At 38.5% G+C, this 19,686-nt stretch carries 15 protein-coding genes and 1 pseudogene; 6 read left to right on the top strand and 10 right to left on the bottom strand.

The window, feature by feature from the left end:
* Positions 1–66: 66 nt before the first annotated feature.
* Positions 67–930 carry a DMT family transporter gene (locus NYE49_RS02860; protein WP_015382853.1) on the top strand — a complete coding sequence of 288 codons (864 nt, stop codon included), beginning with the start codon at positions 67–69 and terminating at the stop codon, positions 928–930.
* A gap of 143 nt (positions 931–1,073) precedes the next feature.
* Here NYE49_RS02860 and NYE49_RS02855 read toward each other — a convergent pair.
* Positions 1,074–1,169 (bottom strand): annotated as a pseudogene (locus NYE49_RS02855) (TetR/AcrR family transcriptional regulator); the annotation flags it as partial.
* Between the two features lie 182 nt (positions 1,170–1,351).
* Here NYE49_RS02855 and NYE49_RS02850 point away from each other — a divergent pair.
* The gene (locus tag NYE49_RS02850; RefSeq protein ID WP_015482846.1) at positions 1,352–2,011 is read left to right on the top strand and encodes a hypothetical protein; all 660 of its coding nucleotides are present in this window, start codon (positions 1,352–1,354) and stop codon (positions 2,009–2,011) included.
* A 374-nt stretch (positions 2,012–2,385) separates the two neighbouring features.
* On the opposite strand, the gene NYE49_RS02845 is transcribed toward NYE49_RS02850, so the two are convergent.
* The 4 genes from NYE49_RS02845 to NYE49_RS02830 form a co-directional block, all read right to left on the bottom strand.
* Positions 2,386–2,979 carry a YdeI family protein gene (locus tag NYE49_RS02845; RefSeq protein ID WP_015382851.1) on the bottom strand — a complete coding sequence of 198 codons (594 nt, stop codon included), beginning with the start codon at positions 2,977–2,979 and terminating at the stop codon, positions 2,386–2,388.
* Between the two features lie 297 nt (positions 2,980–3,276).
* The gene (locus NYE49_RS02840) at positions 3,277–3,651 is read right to left on the bottom strand and encodes a hypothetical protein (protein WP_015482845.1); all 375 of its coding nucleotides are present in this window, start codon (positions 3,649–3,651) and stop codon (positions 3,277–3,279) included.
* 222 nt (positions 3,652–3,873) lie between these two features.
* Complete coding sequence (locus NYE49_RS02835; protein ID WP_015482844.1) at positions 3,874–5,154, bottom strand: MFS transporter; 1,281 nt, start codon at positions 5,152–5,154, stop codon at positions 3,874–3,876.
* 111 nt (positions 5,155–5,265) lie between these two features.
* Positions 5,266–6,654, bottom strand: coding sequence for a PLP-dependent aminotransferase family protein (locus NYE49_RS02830; protein ID WP_047182145.1), 1,389 nt, complete (start codon positions 6,652–6,654; stop codon positions 5,266–5,268).
* 227 nt (positions 6,655–6,881) lie between these two features.
* On the opposite strand from NYE49_RS02830, the gene NYE49_RS02825 reads away from it, so the two are divergent.
* Entirely contained in the window at positions 6,882–7,754 is an 873-nt protein-coding gene (locus NYE49_RS02825; protein ID WP_047182144.1) for a GyrI-like domain-containing protein, read from the top strand.
* A gap of 151 nt (positions 7,755–7,905) precedes the next feature.
* Here NYE49_RS02825 and NYE49_RS02820 read toward each other — a convergent pair whose 3' ends face one another.
* The gene (locus NYE49_RS02820) at positions 7,906–8,865 is read right to left on the bottom strand and encodes a DMT family transporter (RefSeq protein WP_047182143.1); all 960 of its coding nucleotides are present in this window, start codon (positions 8,863–8,865) and stop codon (positions 7,906–7,908) included.
* A 113-nt stretch (positions 8,866–8,978) separates the two neighbouring features.
* Between NYE49_RS02820 and NYE49_RS02815 the strand changes: the two genes are divergently transcribed.
* Entirely contained in the window at positions 8,979–9,866 is an 888-nt protein-coding gene (locus NYE49_RS02815) for an AraC family transcriptional regulator (RefSeq protein WP_047182142.1), read from the top strand.
* Positions 9,867–10,519: 653 nt separating this feature from the next.
* Positions 10,520–10,981, top strand: a complete 462-nt coding sequence (locus tag NYE49_RS02810; protein ID WP_029317377.1) for a CarD family transcriptional regulator — start codon at positions 10,520–10,522, stop codon at positions 10,979–10,981.
* A gap of 689 nt (positions 10,982–11,670) precedes the next feature.
* Here NYE49_RS02810 and cspC read toward each other — a convergent pair.
* Complete coding sequence (cspC, locus tag NYE49_RS02805) at positions 11,671–11,871, bottom strand: cold shock protein CspC (protein WP_003234247.1); 201 nt, start codon at positions 11,869–11,871, stop codon at positions 11,671–11,673.
* Between the two features lie 718 nt (positions 11,872–12,589).
* On the opposite strand from cspC, the gene NYE49_RS02800 reads away from it, so the two are divergent.
* Positions 12,590–13,618, top strand: a complete 1,029-nt coding sequence (locus NYE49_RS02800; protein ID WP_047182141.1) for a fatty acid desaturase — start codon at positions 12,590–12,592, stop codon at positions 13,616–13,618.
* A gap of 429 nt (positions 13,619–14,047) precedes the next feature.
* Here the strand turns inward: NYE49_RS02800 and NYE49_RS02795 are convergent, their stop codons facing one another.
* The 3 genes from NYE49_RS02795 to NYE49_RS02785 all read right to left on the bottom strand — a co-directional run bounded on the left by NYE49_RS02795 (position 14,048) and on the right by NYE49_RS02785 (position 19,646).
* On the bottom strand, positions 14,048–14,620 hold the full coding sequence (locus NYE49_RS02795) for a class D sortase (RefSeq protein WP_047182140.1): 573 nt from the start codon (positions 14,618–14,620) through the stop codon (positions 14,048–14,050).
* Positions 14,621–14,626: 6 nt separating this feature from the next.
* Positions 14,627–18,376 carry an isopeptide-forming domain-containing fimbrial protein gene (locus tag NYE49_RS02790; protein WP_158336007.1) on the bottom strand — a complete coding sequence of 1,250 codons (3,750 nt, stop codon included), beginning with the start codon at positions 18,374–18,376 and terminating at the stop codon, positions 14,627–14,629.
* Positions 18,377–19,121: 745 nt separating this feature from the next.
* The gene (locus tag NYE49_RS02785; protein WP_045206853.1) at positions 19,122–19,646 is read right to left on the bottom strand and encodes an NAD(P)H-dependent oxidoreductase; all 525 of its coding nucleotides are present in this window, start codon (positions 19,644–19,646) and stop codon (positions 19,122–19,124) included.
* Between the last annotated feature and the right edge of the window lie 40 nt (positions 19,647–19,686).

The raw sequence follows: 19,686 nt of genomic DNA, 5'->3' as shown, positions 1-19,686 counted from the left end.
CCTTAGCTAATGGTTTTGTTAAGAAAATACAGACAATGAACAAGAAAGATATGTGGAGTGATTGTAATGAACAAACGAACAAATGGCTGGATAAATGGTTTTATAGGCGTACTCATTTTCAGCGGCTCGCTGCCTGCGACCCGTTTGGCTGTGTCGGACTTCGATCCGCTGTTCCTCACCGTATGCCGCGCTGCGATAGCTGGTGTACTGGCGGGAGGTCTCCTTCTCATCTTCCGGCAGCAGCATCCTGCCAAAAGAGACCTCATTTCATTATTAGTGGTAGCGTTTGGCGTAGTGATTGGTTTCCCGTTGCTGACAGCTTTAGCGCTTCAGCATGTCACATCCGCACACGCCATTGTCTTTATTGGACTTCTTCCGCTTGCAACGGCAGTCTTCGGCGTACTGCGCGGGGGTGAACGCCCTCGCCCCGTCTTCTGGATTTTCTCAACCGTTGGCAGCTTGTTAGTAGCAGGTTTTGCCCTCATTCAGGGGGGAGGTTCATCCCCGCTTGGCGACGCGTACATGCTGGCTTCTATTGTCGTATGCGGTCTCGGTTATGCAGAAGGGGCAAGGCTTTCACGGCGTCTGGGGAATTGGCAGGTAATCTCATGGGCACTCGTTCTGTCGCTTCCTCTTATGCTGCCATTGTCGTTCTTTTTTACGCCGGACTCATGGTCGGACATCGGCGTTCCCGCACTGCTCAGTCTTGCATATGTATCCTTATTCAGCATGCTGATCGGCTTTGTGTTCTGGTATCGAGGTCTTGCCCAAGGAGGAATTGCGGCGGTTGGGCAGCTCCAGCTTCTCCAGCCTTTTTTTGGGCTGCTGCTTGCCTCAGTGATTCTGCACGAGAAAGTGGGCTGGGCACTCGTAGCAGTGAATATCGCCGTTATCATGTGCGTTGCAGCAGCTCGGCGATTTGCAAAGTAAGGCAGACCTTTAAGCATAAACTTCAAAAATGCATGAAGGTATAAAAAACCAAGGGCCAGCAACCCTTGGTTTTTTGTATGCGATCGAGGAGACTTGAATCTCCCGCTTAGACATATAAGTCAACACCCATTTACCTGCCGCCATTATAAAATCCGCTCTAGTAAATCCCCCACTTTTTCTGCCATGACACGAGGCGGATAAGGCATCTCGTTTTTGTTTGCATTTATATCCCACTTTACATTCAAAACCTGAAGAAAAAGGGGCAAAACTTCTTAAGAATTCTTAAGTTTTCACGATGCTATTCAAGATCGTTTCCTCTACTTAAACAGTTTTCAATATCATCCTATCTATTCCATGGTAATATTTAGATACATAAACTTATATATGAAGCTGACCTGAATTAATAGAGAGGAATGAAAGAATGAAGAAATGCAGAAAGATATGTTATTGCAATACGGTCCTGCTGCTTATGATTTTGCTTGCTGGATGTACGGACAGTAAGGATGAAGAAGCACAACAACCTTCAAATCAAGCTTCTGCTGTACAATCTGACGAAAAACACACTGAGACTGAAGACAGCACCAAAATACACAAGGATGAAGCGGAGCCAATAACAGAATCAGAAGAATCCGCAACAAAAGCTGCAAATGAGACCTCTTCAGCAGAAGAGAAAAGCAAAGAAGACAATGTATTTGCAGCATACTCTTCGGAAAAAATTGAATATGCCAGGGTTTGGCTTCAACTTGGACCTAATCAAGAGATAGATGAATTAAATGTTCGACATATTTCGGCTGGCGAGCCAATTAATCCTAATGATGATACAAGTGCCAGCTATCCAGAAGATGTAACCCAGTTAGCTGGTTCTCGTTTAGTGGATGGATCAGTCACTTATCATGGCAATGGGGATGGCACGATTCATGTATATAATGTGCCTTTACGCTGGGATTCCGCTGATGATGTAGAAAAAGGCGTCATGAGGGAAGTGACTGAGAATATCATAAAAAATAGAAAAACAGTGTATGTTGATACAGGTGACAATGAAAAAATCAAGCGGCTCATTGATATTATGATGATTCATTAATCAGTATTCGTTTGTCTGCACCTGACTAGTAAACAATGGTTAATAGGGAAATAAGATATATTAATATAAAAACAAAGTTTGAAGTGTAGTAACTTGCTGAAAAATCTTCCGGTTCTATTAGTTCTCCTAGGCATTCTAAATGTGATGAGCCATACCATTTAGCTATTTCATTGGATGGGTATGATTTCTAGGTGTTGCATTAATATTTTATAGCACTGTCTAGTGGCATACAATGTTAATCAAAAGAAGCATTTCAGCAGTAAGTGAATGTTGTCCTAAGAAAAAACAAGCATCTTACTATGCTTGTTTTTTCTTCTATAGAAAGTATCTTATTACGCTATGATGCTATTCCTTTAGCCTGAACCTTGGCGTGCCTAATCCTTTAATCCCTTTCCATCGAGAATTTTTTGCACATATTTTTCGACTCTCGATTCTCGGGTTTTGGATTGTTTGGCTTGAGAAAAATAAAGAGTGTATGCTCTTTGCCGTCCCGGGGTCAATGCTTCAAAAGCAGTTTTCAAGGCAGGGATTTCATCGAATTTATTTTGAAGTTCTTCAGGAATGTTCAATTCAATATTTTTGTTAACTTCCACTTTCAAACCGGCTTTTTCAACTTCAATGGCTTCGTGAATATAGGCTTTCAAAATGTTTTCTAGCTCATTTATTTCCTGAACATTTGTAAACCGAACCTGGCGCGCCGCCTGTACATTCTCCGTTTGTTGAATGAGAATTCCATCGGTATCCTGTAATAGGGCGCCTTTGTGGAACAGAAGCGCACAATATTCTTTAAACCCATGTATTAAAACAATATTTTTATTATGATATGTGTAACAAGGATGCATCCACTTAAAATCTTCAGTCAGCTCACAGTCAAGAATGATGGTTCTCAACTTCTCAAATTCTTCCTTCCACTTTTTCGCTTTACTTAAAAATTCATCAACCTTCGGATTCGTTCTGCTGTTTGTCATGAAGGAATTCCCCTCTTTCCAAGCTTTTTTAATTAAGGCTTAATGGTTCCTCATACATTTACGTGAATTGACAATAATGAAGTCCAGTTTTATTTTTGACATCTCGGTATTTATTTTATTCTTCTATAGGTTCCTTCTCTTATTATTCAATAGATTAAGCTTAAAGTGGGGATGATGCAACAACAAAAAATATCATGGGCTATATCCATGTCCATAACATAAAAAGAGAAGGCCCATAAGCCTTCTCTTCTTGTATAATTATTTCACTGACAATCTGAAAAAATAACAATTCGATTATTATATATCTTTTTTATTCTTGCCAATGCATAAAGTTACAGCAACACTAGCTATACTGACTAAAGTTCCTGCAATAGAAACTAGAAATGTCAAAAAGCCATTGGGAATAAGAAATCCAATTGGAATGAGCCCCAGAAAAGTAAAAACGATAAAACATTGGTATACACCAGATATTATTCTTACAACCAAATTGCCAAAAAAGGACATGACTAATGGAGGGATAAATAAAAATACAACGATTCCAATTGAGATCATCAAGATAATAGGTTCATCAAATGAGATGACATAATCTCCAGGCGACTCTTTAGCGGCCGCTAAAACAACAACGATAGACATCATTAGTGTGACAAAAACAAGAGAAAACCTTTTTAACAACGTTATGACTCCTTTACCTAAAGCGAGTAATCCTGCCTTTTTCAAATCCGATAACCATTTTATGTGATTCAATTAAAGAATATGCAGTGAGTGACACAGCTATGAGGAATTCTGGTCAAATCTTTATAATAGATTTAATGGAGCAACTATAGTTCGTTAGAATATTAGACGATAAAATAACTTTATCTAACAATATAACAAATTAATGTAAATTAAACAATCCTACCCTTTATCGGCCCTAGACCATACCACCACTGGAATGAGTAATAAGGACATAATCCCTCCAGTAAATGATAATGCTAGGTAACTTGAACCTGCCACAATCATTCCAGATAATGCCCCGCCAGCAGCTCCTGACAACGCAATCAGAACATCCACCGTCCCCTGCGTTTTAGCTCGCGTGGCAGTATCAGTTGAATCTACAATAAGGGCAGTCCCGCTTATCAAACCAAAATTCCACCCTAATCCGAGTAAAGAAAGAGCAATGACGAGAAGAACCATAGAATCTCCCGGTGCAAATGCTCCTATTACACCTGCCAAAAGCAACGTTGTTCCAGAGGAAATAGCCATTGCGGTACGTCCCAACCTATCTACAAGAACACCTGTAACCAGTGAAGGGAGATACATAGCACCTATATGAAAACCAATAACAAGACCGACTGCACCCAAGTCATGCCCATGATGTCTCATATGAATCGGTGTCATTGTCATAATAGCTACCATTACGATTTGGGTAAGAACCATAACCGTTGCCCCAACGATTATCCCTTTTTTGTTTTCTGTATGCTCAGTTGCCGCCAAATGTCCTTTATCACCAGGCTCTTCATTTGCCGCTTCTATTGTTCTTGCTATAACTAATGGATCTGGACGAAGCATAATGAAAAGGACCACACCTGCTAAAATATATGCTGCGGCGGCTAAAATGAAAGGGCCAGCAAGTGATGGAACTCCAATAGAAAGAGCGAAATCCCCCATCACATTCACTAAGCTTGGACCTGCCACTGCGCCAAATGTAGTAAAAACCATTGTAATACTAACAGCAGTCGCTCGCTGTTTATGATTTGCTAAGTCTGTACCTGCATAACGGGCCTGTAAATTAGTGGCTGTACCTGCACCGTAAATAAGCAATGAAATAAATAACAAGAAAATACTATTTATGATTGCTGCCATAATAACGCCTATTGCTCCAAGTCCGCCAATCATAAAGCCAGCTGAAAGACCTGTTCGACGGCCATAACGTTGAGAAAGTCTTCCTACAATTAATGCAGATCCTGCTGACCCTAAAGTAAATAAAGCAGAAGGCAAACCAGCAAACGCATCAGTGCCAAGCATTTGCTGTGCAATAAGCGCACCGACAGTCACTCCTGCCGCCAGCCCCGCACCGCCAAAAATTTGCGAGATACTCACAACGAACAATGTACGCTTGTATAACGATTTTTGTTTTTCTGGTGAACTGATGTAGCTTTTTAATAAAGCTGTTTGAACGTCTGTTGTATTTAACATACTCTGACCTGCCTTTCGTAAAGCCTAATGATATAAACCTCCATCTAGATGTGGATCATCATAACACACAAAAAAAAGCCATACAATTTCATAATTGTATGGCAAACAATATTAGGTAAGATCGTCTAGCAAACGTCTCAGGATCATTAATCCTTGCTCAAGCTCTTCAAGTGTTTTTGGTGCACAGACAGAAACCCTTACAGCCCTTTCTGGACAACTATTTCCTACAACAAAGCGTTCAGCCGCATACACTTGCACGCCATGTCGAGCAGCCAACTCTTCAAATTGAGCGCCAGTCATTTTACCCGGTAACATCAACCAACGAAAAATGCCTGTTTCAACACCTAAACATGTATATCCCGCAAAATATCGGTTTACGATTTGATTTCTGCGAATGGTTTGTTCACGATGACTCTCAATTAAGACTTCAAATTGATTTGATACAATCGTGCGTGCAGTAAGTTCAGCTAATAGCGGGGAAACGGTTATATTTAAATTATAAAGTGCCTTTGAAATCGCCTCCTTAAATTGACTCGGCGCCGCTACATAGGCTAGCCGAAGCCCAGGCGCTAACGATTTTGATAAACTTGCAATATGAATAACCTGTTGCGGTGCGAATGAGGCGAGTGCCGGAAGCGGATTTTTGTTGAGAAGATGGTACGATGCATCCTCAATAACAAATAGATTATATTTCTTTGCAATATCTACAACCATTCTTCGATTCTCAACAGACATAAAGGAAGCTGTCGGATTATGATAATCCGGAATCAAATAAACGCCCTTAATATTTTCATTTTTACACACGTATTCAAGTGACTGCGGACTTATTTCATTGTTCACTGATTTTATCGGTACGATTTGCACACTAAGCAATGATGCAACAGTTTTTAATCCAGGGTACGTATGATGGTCAACACCGATGCGGTCTCCAGGCTTACAAAGGCTCGCCAAAGTCGCAGCAATCGCATTTTGTCCCCCATTTGCAAATAAAATGTGATCAACAGTTGTTTCAAACCCGCCTCTTTGGATGAGCTTTACAGCTGCATCTTTTTGCCAAAGGCTTTCACCTGCCCGGCCATAGCTAAACCATTTTTCATAATCCTCCTCCTGAACCATGTTTTTCAGTTGGAGTAACAAGGGCTCATATGAAGCGTGATCTGGAAGTGTCGCTCCCATTTCAATTAAATGTGTCGGCTTTGTATCCTCAAGTAAATACGCATTCGACAACGCATCATACGATACAAATGTGCCGCTCCCTACAGTCGCACTCAGCAGCCCCTTTAACTCACACACTTTAAATGCTTTTGAAATCGTACTCACATTTAAATCTAAATAATCGGCCAATTCTCGCTGCGGAGGAAGTTTTGTTCCAGGTATTAAAACTCCGTTTATAATATCCTGTTCCAATTGCCCTGCAAGTGCTTTATAGATAGGCTTTTCAGCTTTATCAATTGATGGCTTCCAGCTCATCGGATAGTTTTCAAAAGAATTGATAGGCATGATACGCATCCTTTTTCACTCAATTATATGAATGTGCTGCTTATAAGACAATTATAACTTTCTTTTATTGATGCCTTTTTATGAACAGCATGCTTCAATAAAACCTGTACAAATACAAGTGAATCACTTACTTTATTTCATATAAGTCATCCTGCAAAACTGTGCACAGAATGTCGGATAAATACATTTCACTCCTGTTATTCTTTTGGTTAAAGGAGGCCAAATAAATGGATTTGCTTAAAAGTATGAATAGGGCGTTAACGTATATTGAAGAAAACCTCACTAATGATATTGATTTTAAAGAGGCAGCAAAGCTTGCTTTCTGCTCTGAATATCATTTTAAAAGGATGTTTTCCTTCCTTGCAGGTATTTCATTATCGGAATATATTCGTCGCAGACGTCTTACTCTTGCAGCTTTTGAACTGAAAGACAGCAATGTAAAAGTGATTGATATTGCAATAAAGTACGGTTATAACTCACCAGATTCTTTTGCAAGGGCATTCCAAAATTTACATGGCATAAACCCATCAAAAGCCAGACTTAATGGCCATTCCCTTAAAGCTTATCCACGAATGACCTTCCAGCTAACAATTAAAGGAGGAAATGAAATGAACTACCGTATTGAAGAAAAAGAGGCATTTCGCATCGTTGGCATTAAAAAAAGAGTTCCTATTATTTTCAAAGGGATTAATCCGGAAATTGCATCTATGTGGGAAAGTTTAGATGAAAAAGCAATAAATAAACTAAAAGAGCTTTCTAATGTAGCACCATCAGGACTCATTAGTGCATCCACGAATTTTTCTGAAGGTCGGACAGAGGAAAACGGAGAGCTCGATCACTATATTGGCGCAGCCACAACGAAACAGTGTCCAGATAACTTCTCGCGGCTTGAAGTTCCTGCCTCAACATGGGCTGTATTCGAATCAATCGGACCATTTCCGGATACACTGCAAGAAGTATGGGGACGCATTTATTCCGAATGGTTTCCATCGTCAAATTATGAACAAATAGAAGGCCCAGAAATACTGTGGAACGAGCATAAGGATGTAACATCACCATCTTTTAAAAGTGAAATTTGGATACCAATTACAAAAAAGTAATACGTTTTTCGATCAGAGAAGAAGAATTGAAGGTTCTTGAAGAAAAAATACCAAGGGTGTCAAAACCCTTGGTATTTTTGATACTGCCGAGAGGGCTCAAACTCCACCAGTGTTTTTCATTGCCGGACCGTTCATGTAAGCAAAAAAGCCTTTATATATCCCTATTTGCATGATTCCTAATCTTTAATAAAGATTTTTCACTCTGCATAGAAGGCTCTTTATGTAAAGCCAATATTAAAGTTATCCCTATAATACAAATAGCACCAATCCATTGAAAAGAACCAAATGGCGCTTTTAACCAAACGACAGTTGTTACAACAGCGGATAGAGGTTCTAAACTGCCTAATAGGCTTGTTTCTTTGGGAGAAAGGCTTTCCAAGCTTTTTATGAAGAACCAGAACGCAATCATTGTTCCAAATAATATCACAAATAAAATATATGCATACGCCTCAGCAGTTAATCGTTGAAAATCCAGTTGCCATGGCGGATGGATAAAGCTCAATGCAAAACCGCCAATAATCATAGCCCAACCTACAACGACAAGAGAATCAAATTTATTTAATAAACCAACGGCATATAAAGTATAAAAAGCTGCCGCGAATCCTGATAAAACTCCCCATACTACTGCAGCTGCCGGCACTGAAAGTTGAGACATTGAACCATTTGTTAACAAAAAAAAGCAACCCACTAAAGCAAGTACAACAGTAATGATATCTTGTTTGGTAAGAGCCGTTTGTTTTCGTAAAAGCGTGTAGATAATGACGATTACTGGGGATAAATATTGCAATAATGTAGCAACGGCAGCATTCCCATGTTGAATGGATGCCATATATGTGTACTGCACAGCTAGCATTCCCAATAGGCCAAAAATAAGAAGCTGGCCAGCCGACGCTTTGTTTTGCCAAACCTCAATAACCTGAGACCGATCCTTTCTGAACAATTGCAGCATTAAAAGCAACATTCCAGCCGTAAGCAAACGTGTCGTTACAAGCCAATTGACATCAATTTGATATTCTTGAAAAAGTTTTTTGGCTACTGTGCCTCCAATTCCCCAACATGTCGCCCCTGTTATAACATAGACCAATCCCATTCCTCTTTTGGAAGTATCCATACATGACTCCTCACTAATAAATATAATAATAGTGTTATGATAAATGCATAACCTCATAAAAAATACTCAAATCGAATGAAAAAATATAAATATATTGAGGTGAGAATGTCTGAATGAAGAATTTCGTGATCGATCAAAATTTAAAAGAATTAACAGAGCACCGAACGGTAGAATTACCGGTTGCCTGTTACGAGACAAGGATCAATCAAAATATAAATGGCTATATTCCGCTTCATTGGCATGATGAAATCCAATTTGTTTTGATACTAAAAGGGATAGCTCTCTTTCAAATAAATGAAGAAAAAATAGAGGTTCACGAAGGGGATGGATTATTTATCAATAGTGGCTGCCTGCACATGGCCGAAGAAAAGGAAGGCTCGGATTGTACGTATATTTGCTTGAATGTGTCACCCCATTTCGTTTTATCTCAGGAACTGTATTCAAGCTATGTTCAGCCCTATATGTTTTCAACCAATTTGCCCTATTTATTTTTGGATGGAAATCAACAGTGGGCAAAAAATATTCTAGATGCTGTAAAAAAAATAAATCAATTCATTCAACAAAAGACATCGCTCTATGAGATTGACATTACCATGCAATTAACGTTAATGTGGAAAAACCTGGTCGTTAATGGTTTTCAATTAGAGTACGATCAATCTGAAATGATAAAAAGTCATCGAATGAAACAAATGTTAAACTGGATTCATCTCCATTATGCTGAAAAAATCACATTAGAGAACATTGCAAAAGCTGGCCAACTGAGCCGTTCTGAGTGCTGCCGTTATTTTAAACGAATGCTGAATAAGACGCCATTACGTTATGTAATGGATTATAGAATTCAAAAAAGCTTATTATTACTGCAACACCCTGAATCCAATGTGACAGAAGTGTCTTATCAAGTTGGATTTAACAGTACCAGTTATTTCATAAGTAAATTTCAACAAGCGATGAATATGACGCCATTATCATACAAAAATATTCATATGAGACATAGTCATTAAAGAGAAAGAAAAAGAAGTGAATTCATAACAAAAAGAAAAGCAAACTATTTTTATATAGTTTGCTTTTCAATTAACCTTGTTCTTTCCCCTTACTTCTTTTTGTTCTGGTCTTCATTTATTATCTCTCCTTTTTTTATTTTTCTTCTCACCTCAATACCCATTTGAAGGTTGTCAATTTCCTTGATAATAATGCCAATTTCGGTGGAAAAATGTTCAATATCAGCAAACCTTTTTCTGTCCGCAAGATAAGTGAAAATGCATCATTAAGTAAGTGGGCTGTTATCCATATCAATTTGAGAACGATCCTCAATCATGTGTTTTAAAATATTTTTAGCTGACATTTCACGAATATCGTTCCTTCTTATCTACTCAAATCATTTCTGTGATGTCATTGAGCTCAGTCATGAATTACAAAGGAAATTGAATAACTCATTTTCAATGAAAAACTGATCTATGTTAATTAGTCGAGGTTTCAGGATATACACGGATCAATTGACCTTTCCCCTATTGTTTTGATGTTGTTTTTGCTCGATCTGTTTTATTAAAAAAAGTTATTGACATCAAAAATTCGATCATGTTATTATTAAAAGTTTGATATTCCACCTCCATATATGGTAATCTTAAGAAGGTTACCATATATGGAGGTGGATGATATGTTTCAAATTGGCGATAACATTGTTTATCCAATGCACGGAGCAGGTATAATTGAAGCCATAGAAGAAAAAGAATTCTTAGAGGAAAAACAACAGTATTATGTCATAAGAATGTCAATCAGTAATATGACAGTTATGATTCCAACGCGTAAAATATTGAGTTCGAATATACGACCAGTTACCGATATACTTGCATTAAAACACATTATGCACATTTTTCAGCATGGAGAATCAGATAGGTTACTGCCATGGAAGCAAAGGTATAAAATAAACACGGACAAAATAAAAACGGGTGAAATACAAGAAGGCGCTGAAGTTGTACGTGATTTAATGCGTATGAAGAAAGAAAAAGCACTTAATGCAAGCGAAAAAAAAATGCTGGATAATGCATATGAATTTTTGATTAGTGAACTGGAAGTAATTAAAGGAATCACTGAAAATCAAATAAAAAGTTTCGGTTAGATAGTGTATTGCATCCCGAAAAATATTTCGGAATATTATGATAAAAAGCAAATCTTCTCCAACTTATGTTTAGAATATTAACGACCTCTTTTGTTATTCCTACATTCTAATCCATTTTTATTATTTACATTTCTTCTGCGAAGATTGAAGTTTTACCAAAAAACTCAATAAAATAGTCACTTGTTTTTAGTATCCTGATTCACACTGGCACGGACAAGGAGCCGTAAGGATGGAAGAGAGGTAGGGCTTTCATTGTTTTAGGTATCTCTAAGTGATTATTTCCAGGAGAAAAAACAATCGATCTCCTCATTATTTTTAAGAATTTCTTATATCCACTGCCACATTGAATAATAATTGTTTATCTTCTTTTCATAAAAGAGATATGCGAGTTGGTAACATCCAAATGAAACCATTTTTATAATTTATCTAATCTTACTTAAATTAACGAGCAGGTTAGTGAAAAAACAAAGAGTTATATTTGAACAAAACATTAAATAATTTATATACATTCCGCATATTGTCAATCCAGTATGTTATACTGTAAACAAACCTTTGAAGTTTTAAATCTTTTTCTATTACCTTGTAGCATCTCCCTACTCGAACGTTGAGTAGGGTTTTTTATTGAGTATGATATAGACATAAAAAAACAGGCCCTATATAAAGAGCCTGTTTGTATAAACGATTGAAGATTAAGCTTTTTGAACGTTAGCAGCTTGAGCTCCACGAGCACCTTGCTCAACGTCAAACGATACTTTTTGACCTTCGTCTAAAGATTTGAATCCGTCACTTTGGATTGCAGAAAAGTGTACGAATACATCGTCTCCATTTTCGCGTTCGATAAAGCCAAAACCTTTTTCTGCATTAAACCATTTAACTGTACCTTGTTCCATTTTTGTTGCCTCCTAGTGTGTAACCACACAGTATATACTATCCTTGCCCAAAGTATCATCAAGACGAAAAGTCAATATTCATACTATCCTTTACACCGAACAAAAATAATTCTTCTTTATTATATCAGGAATCGGAAATAACTGCAAATTATATTTCCGATTTATTCATGGCATTATTTGTTAAACATGTGTATACCAGCGCAGAGTAAGAGGCCTATTAAAAACTTTGGTTTGAAAACACCGTGAAAAGTGAATCACGAGTGTCTTTCTTTGCTTAATAGTACTTCATTAATGAAAAGCTCAGCTGTTTCTTGTTCAAGAGCAAGATAATCTTTTAAAAGCAGGGCTTTTCACTTGTAAAACTTTGTTTCTGCAGACGTTTCCAAACAGTCACTCATGGATATCCCCATTACTTCATTCCTTTTTTCTTCAAACAATCAATGTTCAAGGTCTAAATAAATCGATCCCCATGGGGGAGCATTGAGAGAGTTTGACCCGATAAAGTGCTGGGTATAATCTTCATACGCCTTTTGTATCCCGGCTGACTCTGCTAATAAATGATGTAATTGAACTGGAAATCAGTTTATTATTTCCAATAATTTTACAGATGAATGGGAAGAATACTTATCATATATGGTGTGTATAACGTTGGGCCTTCAAAGGCTATAAAACGTTTTCTACACTTAGAAGATCACCAGGGAAGGGGAAACTTTTGAATATGAAAGAACAAAACCTAAGGACTTTGAGAAAACTGGTTACACCTTATGAAAAATCCGATTTACACAAAAGTATTTGTCAAATCATTAACACATTGGTACCATTTTTCCTGTTATGGTGTTTGGCATATAAGAGCTTGTCGATTTCTTATTTCCTTACATTAGCGATTTCTGTAGTTGCGGCAGGTTTTTTAGTGAGAACCTTCATCATCTTTCATGATTGCTGCCACTATTCCTTTTTTAAGAACAGAAAGGCGAATCGAATCCTTGGAACATTAACAGGAATTCTGACTCTGCATCCTTTTGATCATTGGGCACACGATCATTCTGTCCATCATGCGACAAGCAGCAATCTGGACAAACGCGGTACAGGCGATATTTGGGTACTGACGGTTGAGGAATATAAGGAAGCCTCAACTAAGACAAAAATAATGTACCGATTGTACAGAAATCCGTTTGTTATGTTTATTATTGGGCCGATTTACGTTTTCGGGATTGCCAATCGTTTTAATCGAAAAGGAGCAAAACGCAAAGAACGGATGAATACGTATGTAACGAACCTGGGGATCGTCGCTTTGGCAGCACTTTTATGTTGGGCTATTGGCTGGCAAAACTTCCTGCTGGTTCAGGTGCCGATTTTTATGATATCGGGCACTCTCGGAATTTGGATGTTTTATATTCAGCATACGTTTGAGGATTCTTATTTTGAAGAAGATGAGCATTGGGAATATGTAAAAGCAGCAGTTGAAGGAAGCTCTTTTTATAAACTTCCAAAAGTCATGCAGTGGCTAACAGGCAATATCGGTTTTCATCATGTTCATCATTTAAGCCCGAGAGTCCCAAACTATAAGCTTGAAAAAGTGCATAACAACACTGAACCATTGCAAAACGTTCCGACCATTACACTGGCAACAAGCCTTAAATCATTAAAGTTCCGCCTATGGGATGAAGAAGGCAAAAAATTTGTTGGTTTTAGCCACTTAAAAAAAGCTTCTAAAAGCCAAGTATCGGCGCGGCTAACAACGGATTAAAATAAACTCCCCATAATCGCAGAAAGTGCAGACTCGCGCAACGATGTTGTGCAGAAGTCAGCACTTTTTTAGTGGACTCCACAATGCGGTACATTTGTTGCCGTATTTTCCGCAAAAAAATAACACCAAAGATGGTTAAGCCCTTGGTATTATTGGGGTGCGGCCGAGAGAACTTGAACCTTTACGGTTTATTCACCCCACTGGGCCCTCAACATAGTAAATCCATATCATTGGTTATGAAAGTTTGTTTTCATTACACTCCTTATATTCATTTCTCATCATTTTTATACGTTTACATCAATTATGGTTAAAAAATGGTGAGCCAAAACCAATGAATGTCCTTACTTTTTTCACCTATTTTGATTAAGAATTTTATTCCTTTCTTATTATAAAAAGGCTGACGAATTATCGTCAGCCTAATCTTTGTTCTCATATCCGTTTTCCATAAATAATATATCGTTTCGGCGCATTACCGATATATGAAAAGGGATAACAAGTTGTAAGAATGAGCTCCTCTTTATTATGCTGCAATGTAATAATAGACTTATCTTTTTGGTCTACAATTTTTGTTTTGTCTATTTCATATGAAAAACTTCCATATGGCAGCTCAACCTTTAATTGATCACCTTTTTTCAGTTCACCCGTTCGGCGGAAGACGGTATCCCGATGACCTGATAGAACAATTTGCCCGTTTTCATCTGGATAATAACTGCCTTTGTAGTGGCCGACTCCTTTTTCCAAATCATCCGCATCGGTTCCCTCTACAATCGGAAGCTCTGCGTCGATCTTTGGAATCTCCAGAATGCCAACCGCCTCTCCGAACTTAGGCTTAAATTCTTCTTTATCTGAGCCGCCGCTTTTTTTAGAAGGGCTCTTTAGTGCAAGTTTTGCCTCATCTAAAGTTTGTTCTGTCTTATGATTGATGTCCACCACTTTCCAGACTCCGTAACCTGTAAAAACGAGTCCAGCAATAATGATGCATATAGGAAGATATTTCTTCATGCAACATCAGACATTTCTTTTTCTTCTAAAGTACCAGAGTGCAGTTCCTGCTACTAACAATACCAAACCAACAAGGATCAGATTATACGTATTTGTTGCTGTATTTGGAAGCTCATTTCCTGTGTCACTTCCCTGATCTTTAGTTGTAGGCTCAGTTTGGTTTGGCTTTTCTGGATTGCTAGTGTTAGTTGGGTTATTAGGCTTGCTTGGTTTTCCAGGTACCTCTGGTTTGTCAGATACAGGGTCTTTCTGTTGGACTGTAATGTCTGCTTCAGGCTTATCCTGCTTATCAATACTGCTGCCTTCGACAGTTGCCACGTTTTTAATTGTCTTGCCTTCATATCCGGACTCAATTTTCGCTTGGAATGTCACAGTCCGCCACTCAGTGTCAGTGACATCGCCAAAGTTAGCAGTAACCTTGCCTTCCTTGATTGTTGCTTCTCCGCCGTTGCTCGTTTTCAAGCTGCCTTCGACATACTTCAATCCGGCTGGAAGTTCATCTGAAATAACCAGATTTTTCACTTTACCATCGGATACTGTATTACGGGTCTTAATCGTGTAAACAACAGTGTCGCCTACTTCGTATTTCTTTTTGTCTGTGTCAAGGTTCTTCGCTGTCTTTTCTGATTCTAAAACAGGAATTCGCGGATATACCTTCACTTCATGGCTTGGTTTATCAGGAGTTGTGATATTGTCGCCGCTGATGTTTGCAGTGTTGATGATATCTTTACCTGCTTGACCAGACCTCACTTTTACTTCAAATGTCACAGAGTGCCACTTCGTATCTGTTACATTCCCAAACTCACCTGACACCTTACCGTCGGCATAATATCCATGATCGTCGTCTTGATCATCACTTACTTCTGTGCCATCTACTTTCAATGTTCCCGAAACATATTCTAATCCTTCCGGAAGAGAATCCGAGATGACAAGATTTTTGACAAGGCTGTCTTCAATCGTGTTTCGGGTTTCGATTGTGTAAAGAAGTGTGTCTCCCACTTCTGGATGGTCCGCATCTTTATTTCCATCAGCTTTTTCCTTAATGGAGGCTGTTTTCTTTGATTCTAATTTTGGATCCTTAGGATCAATTTTGATACTTGTTTCGGGCTTATCCGGTAAATCGATATTGCCGCCGTCAACGGTTGCCACGTTTTTAATCGTTTTTTCCGCATATCCGGACTCAATTTCCGCTTGGAATGTCACAGTCCGCCACTCAGTGTCAGTGACGTCGCCAAAGTTAGCAGTAACCTTGCCGTCCTTGATTGTTGCTTCCCCGCCGTTGCTTGCTTTTAAGCTGCCATCTACATATGATAAACCAGCTGGAAGCTCATCTGAAATCACAAGATTTTCTAAGGTACTTTCCGTTATTTTATTACGTGCCTTAATGGTGTAGACTACAGTGTCGCCTACTTCATATTTTTCTTTAGCCGAGTCAAAATTCTTCGCCGCTTTTTCTGACTCTAAAACAGGATCACGCGGATATACTTTGACCTCGTTACTAGGTTTGTTAGGAATGTCGACATTATCACCGCTGATATTCGCAGTGTTGACAATGTCTTTACCTGCTTGGCCCGTTTTCACTTTCACTTCAAACGTGACATTATGCCATTCCTTGTCAGTGACTTCACCGAAATCTCCTATAATTTTGCCGTCTGCGTAGTGACCTTGGTCATCGCCTTCTGAGTCACTTACCGCAGTGCCGTCTACTTTTAATGTTTCTGGGACATACTCGAGCCCTTCTGGAATTGCATCTGAAATGACGAGATTTTTTACTAGACTGTCTTCAGAAATATTTCGAGTCTGAATTTTGTAGAGAAGTGTATCCCCCACCTCAGGATGATCTGCATCAGTATTACCTTCACCTTTTTCCTGAATAGAAGATGTTTTCTTTGACTCTAGTTCAGGATTTCGCGGATACACTTTGACTTCTTGTTTTGGTTTATCCGGAGTAACAATATTGTCCCCTGTCACGCTTGCTGTGTTAACAATATCCTTACCCGATTGCCCCGGCTGCACCTTGGCTTCAAATGTCACAGCATGCCATTTCGTATCGCTTACATTTCCAAATTCGCCTGTAGCTTTTCCGTCGACGTAATACCCCTGATCATCATCCTTGGTATCACTTACTCCAGTACCATCTACTTTTAATGTTCCTGGAACATATTCCAATCCTTCCGGAAGAGAATCCGAGATCACAAGATTTTTCACAAGACTGTTTTCAACCGTATTTCGAGTCTGAATAGTGTAAAGCAGTGTGTCTCCCACTTCTGGATGATCAGCATCCTTATTTCCTGCTGCTTTTTCTTTCAGATCCGCAGTTTTTTTCGACTCTAGTGATGGAGGGTTATAATTAACGTGAATTGTGATTGTCGTTTCTGTCGTCCCACCATATCCATCATCAACAATAATCGTAAATGAATCGTCACCAGAATAGTCTTTATCAGGTGTATAGGTCCATGTTCCGTCATCATTTACTTTAATCGTCCCATGGCTTGGTTGCTTACCTTCTTTATAAGTTAAACTATCACCATCTGGGTCTGACCCGCTTACTTCTCCGGAGACCGGCGTATTTACCGTTGTAGTCTTTGAATCATCCGGGGCAGTTGGTGGCTTGTTGCCAGCTGGAATTGTACCAGAATCATTTGCACAGCCATTGGATGCCGATATTGTAATGTCTTTAGAATGATCAGCATTTTTCAATATCGCATGAATTTTCCCATCTGCATCAGAAACTAAACTTGTTACAGCTTCTCCGTTAGGTCCAGTTAACTCTCCGCTAGAAGCAGTAAAAGAATCAAGTGGTGCCCCCTGAACCGGATTACCTAGTGGATCAAGCAACGTTACAGTAACATTATATCCCCCTTGCTGATTTGATTGATCAGTCGTTACCTTTACAGTGCTAGGCGCTTGTTTATAATCATTTTGCTGGTTGAGCGTCTCAATAGGGTTGTAGTGATTTACAAAATACCAGTTATAGATATCATGAGTCTCATAATTTGGAGATCCTGTTGACCCAGTAAAACCAGCATAAAAAGGTTTTCCATTAAATACAGTACCAAGATCTATACCATTTACATCTAAAATTTGTTTAGAACTTGCCCTATCCGGTGATGTACCAAGACGAACCTGAACATTCTTAGTTAGGCCATCATAATCGATCCACGTATAATACTGGGTTCCGTTAGATAAAACGTAGTTTGTACCATTAGCTGTATTATATTGATCTAGGTCAGTATACCAGCCAGCTTTGTTAACCGGATCGCCATTTTCTGCTAGTCCGATATAGTTTGCAGAAGGATCGCCATAACCTGTGTTTAGGAATGTGTCATATTTAATAGTAAAACTCGGTTTAATTCCATAAAACGCTAGGCTTCCTCCATTAGTTAGTGAGCTGGTTGTATCACCCTGTATGGTAAAAGTTAACCCGTCACTTGGACCTTTAGGGCCAGGATTACTCATTTTAAACGAAAAGGCTGTGCTAAATGAATAATTGTCTTTTGGACAAATCTCATTTTTATTAATAGCTGCCCCAGCTTGTGTTTCAGATGCTGGTGTTAGCCGTATAAAATCAGTCCCATTAGGAACTTGTGCAGAACCATTTAAATAAAACAATTGATTTGCAGTATCAGTGGAAAACCCATCATATTTCATGGTTAGCCACTTACTATCCGCAGTAACAGCCTTTGCCTTTTTAACTGTGTTAGGCAAAACAGTAAACAGGTTACTTACGATTAATAATATGATTGCTAACAACATGAAGTATTTCCTGAATTGCTGCTTGTAAGACTTAGGTAAAAAAGCTTTCCTCATAACCCCACCCCAAATACCATTTTTAAAAGAAGTTTACATTTACAAAATTGGTTTCTGAATCTGGGCAAAAAGCCCTCTCTCTGAATTTCACTCTCGTTCTTTATATGGTCCCCCTCTCTTTTTTCTAAATATATTAAATAAGTACATCTTTTACAATGTGACAAAATATTCATATATTTGTCATAAAATAAGGTTGAATTACAAAAAACATGAAGTATTTGTCGTAATTTGTAAATGATAAATAGTCCTTTATTGTTTAAATCTGTTCGAAACCGGGCATCAACATCATCAATCTAGAAACATTTGATCACTCTGATGCAAAAACAAAAAAAGATACCAATATAGTTTGGTATCTTCTTTGAGAGTTCGAGTCCCTCAACCTAGTAAAAACATATCATGAGTTACAAAAGCTTTTATTCAAAGCGTCTGTTTATTTTATTTATACTTATTTTCATCATTTTTCATGAATTCTGGGCAGAAATTGGGCACCTATTAGAGACCAAGGAACTCTACATTTCATCAAGAAATATGTACTCATTGCCCTGCTGTAATTAGTTTTAAGCCCTCGCTCTATGCCCCCCCTGCATTCATTATTCGATGTAACTTTGGAAATAACGTTTGATTAAAATCTATCGCAAACCCTTATTTTCACAACACATAATTTGTTTCAGCTTCCCTCGCGAATATCGGTTCAATGCTCAGCTTTAAGATAGTCAACCAATTTCTCCGCACTGTTCTTAACATCTTCTTTTGAAAGGTGAAGTGTCCCATATTGTGTAAACGCAGGAAGAAAACGCATTCCTATATAGTTAGCAGTGACTTGAAACGGTCTGATAAGCTCGCTGATCGTGATATTATATTCTCCGCCTGCTTGATAATCAGATTCCTGTGCGCCTAAGGAGATAGCTAAGAGTAGTTCTTTTCCATGCAATTTAGTTCCTCCAGTTCCATAAGCCCAGCCATGTGTTAACACATCATCTTCCCATTGTTTGAGTAACGCGGGACTGCTATACCAATACATTGGGAACTGAAAAACGATACGCTCATGATCTAACAGGAGCTGCTGCTCTTTTTCTACATCAATGATAAAATTAGGGTATTCACCGTACAGGTCATGAACCGTAATGTCATTCTCTTGCTTTAAACGATTCATCCAGGTTTTGTTGACAACAGACGTTTCCAAATTAGGGTGTATAACGATAACTAATGTTTTCATTTGACTGATTATCCTTTCTTCGCCGAGTAGTTATTATTGC

The organism is Bacillus sp. FSL L8-0358 (assembly GCF_038593095.1).
In the GTDB taxonomy this organism is placed as follows: domain Bacteria; phylum Bacillota; class Bacilli; order Bacillales; family Bacillaceae; genus Bacillus; species Bacillus subtilis.
This window is presented reverse-complemented; position numbering and strand designations above follow the sequence as displayed.

What these genes read in the sequence shown, in the direction of transcription:
- NYE49_RS02830 (WP_047182145.1), bottom strand. Translation starts at nt 6,654, where the DNA reads ATGCCTATCAATTCTTTTGAAAACTATCCGATGAGCTGGAAGCCATCA.
- NYE49_RS02810 (WP_029317377.1), top strand. Translation starts at nt 10,520, where the DNA reads ATGTTTCAAATTGGCGATAACATTGTTTATCCAATGCACGGAGCAGGT.
- NYE49_RS02800 (WP_047182141.1), top strand. Translation starts at nt 12,590, where the DNA reads ATGAAAGAACAAAACCTAAGGACTTTGAGAAAACTGGTTACACCTTAT.
- NYE49_RS02795 (WP_047182140.1), bottom strand. Translation starts at nt 14,620, where the DNA reads ATGAAGAAATATCTTCCTATATGCATCATTATTGCTGGACTCGTTTTT.
- NYE49_RS02815 (WP_047182142.1), top strand. Translation starts at nt 8,979, where the DNA reads ATGAAGAATTTCGTGATCGATCAAAATTTAAAAGAATTAACAGAGCAC.
- NYE49_RS02825 (WP_047182144.1), top strand. Translation starts at nt 6,882, where the DNA reads ATGGATTTGCTTAAAAGTATGAATAGGGCGTTAACGTATATTGAAGAA.
- NYE49_RS02820 (WP_047182143.1), bottom strand. Translation starts at nt 8,865, where the DNA reads ATGGATACTTCCAAAAGAGGAATGGGATTGGTCTATGTTATAACAGGG.
- NYE49_RS02845 (WP_015382851.1), bottom strand. Translation starts at nt 2,979, where the DNA reads ATGACAAACAGCAGAACGAATCCGAAGGTTGATGAATTTTTAAGTAAA.
- NYE49_RS02835 (WP_015482844.1), bottom strand. Translation starts at nt 5,154, where the DNA reads ATGTTAAATACAACAGACGTTCAAACAGCTTTATTAAAAAGCTACATC.
- NYE49_RS02860 (WP_015382853.1), top strand. Translation starts at nt 67, where the DNA reads ATGAACAAACGAACAAATGGCTGGATAAATGGTTTTATAGGCGTACTC.
- cspC (WP_003234247.1), bottom strand. Translation starts at nt 11,871, where the DNA reads ATGGAACAAGGTACAGTTAAATGGTTTAATGCAGAAAAAGGTTTTGGC.
- NYE49_RS02850 (WP_015482846.1), top strand. Translation starts at nt 1,352, where the DNA reads ATGAAGAAATGCAGAAAGATATGTTATTGCAATACGGTCCTGCTGCTT.
- NYE49_RS02790 (WP_158336007.1), bottom strand. Translation starts at nt 18,376, where the DNA reads ATGTTGTTAGCAATCATATTATTAATCGTAAGTAACCTGTTTACTGTT.
- NYE49_RS02785 (WP_045206853.1), bottom strand. Translation starts at nt 19,646, where the DNA reads ATGAAAACATTAGTTATCGTTATACACCCTAATTTGGAAACGTCTGTT.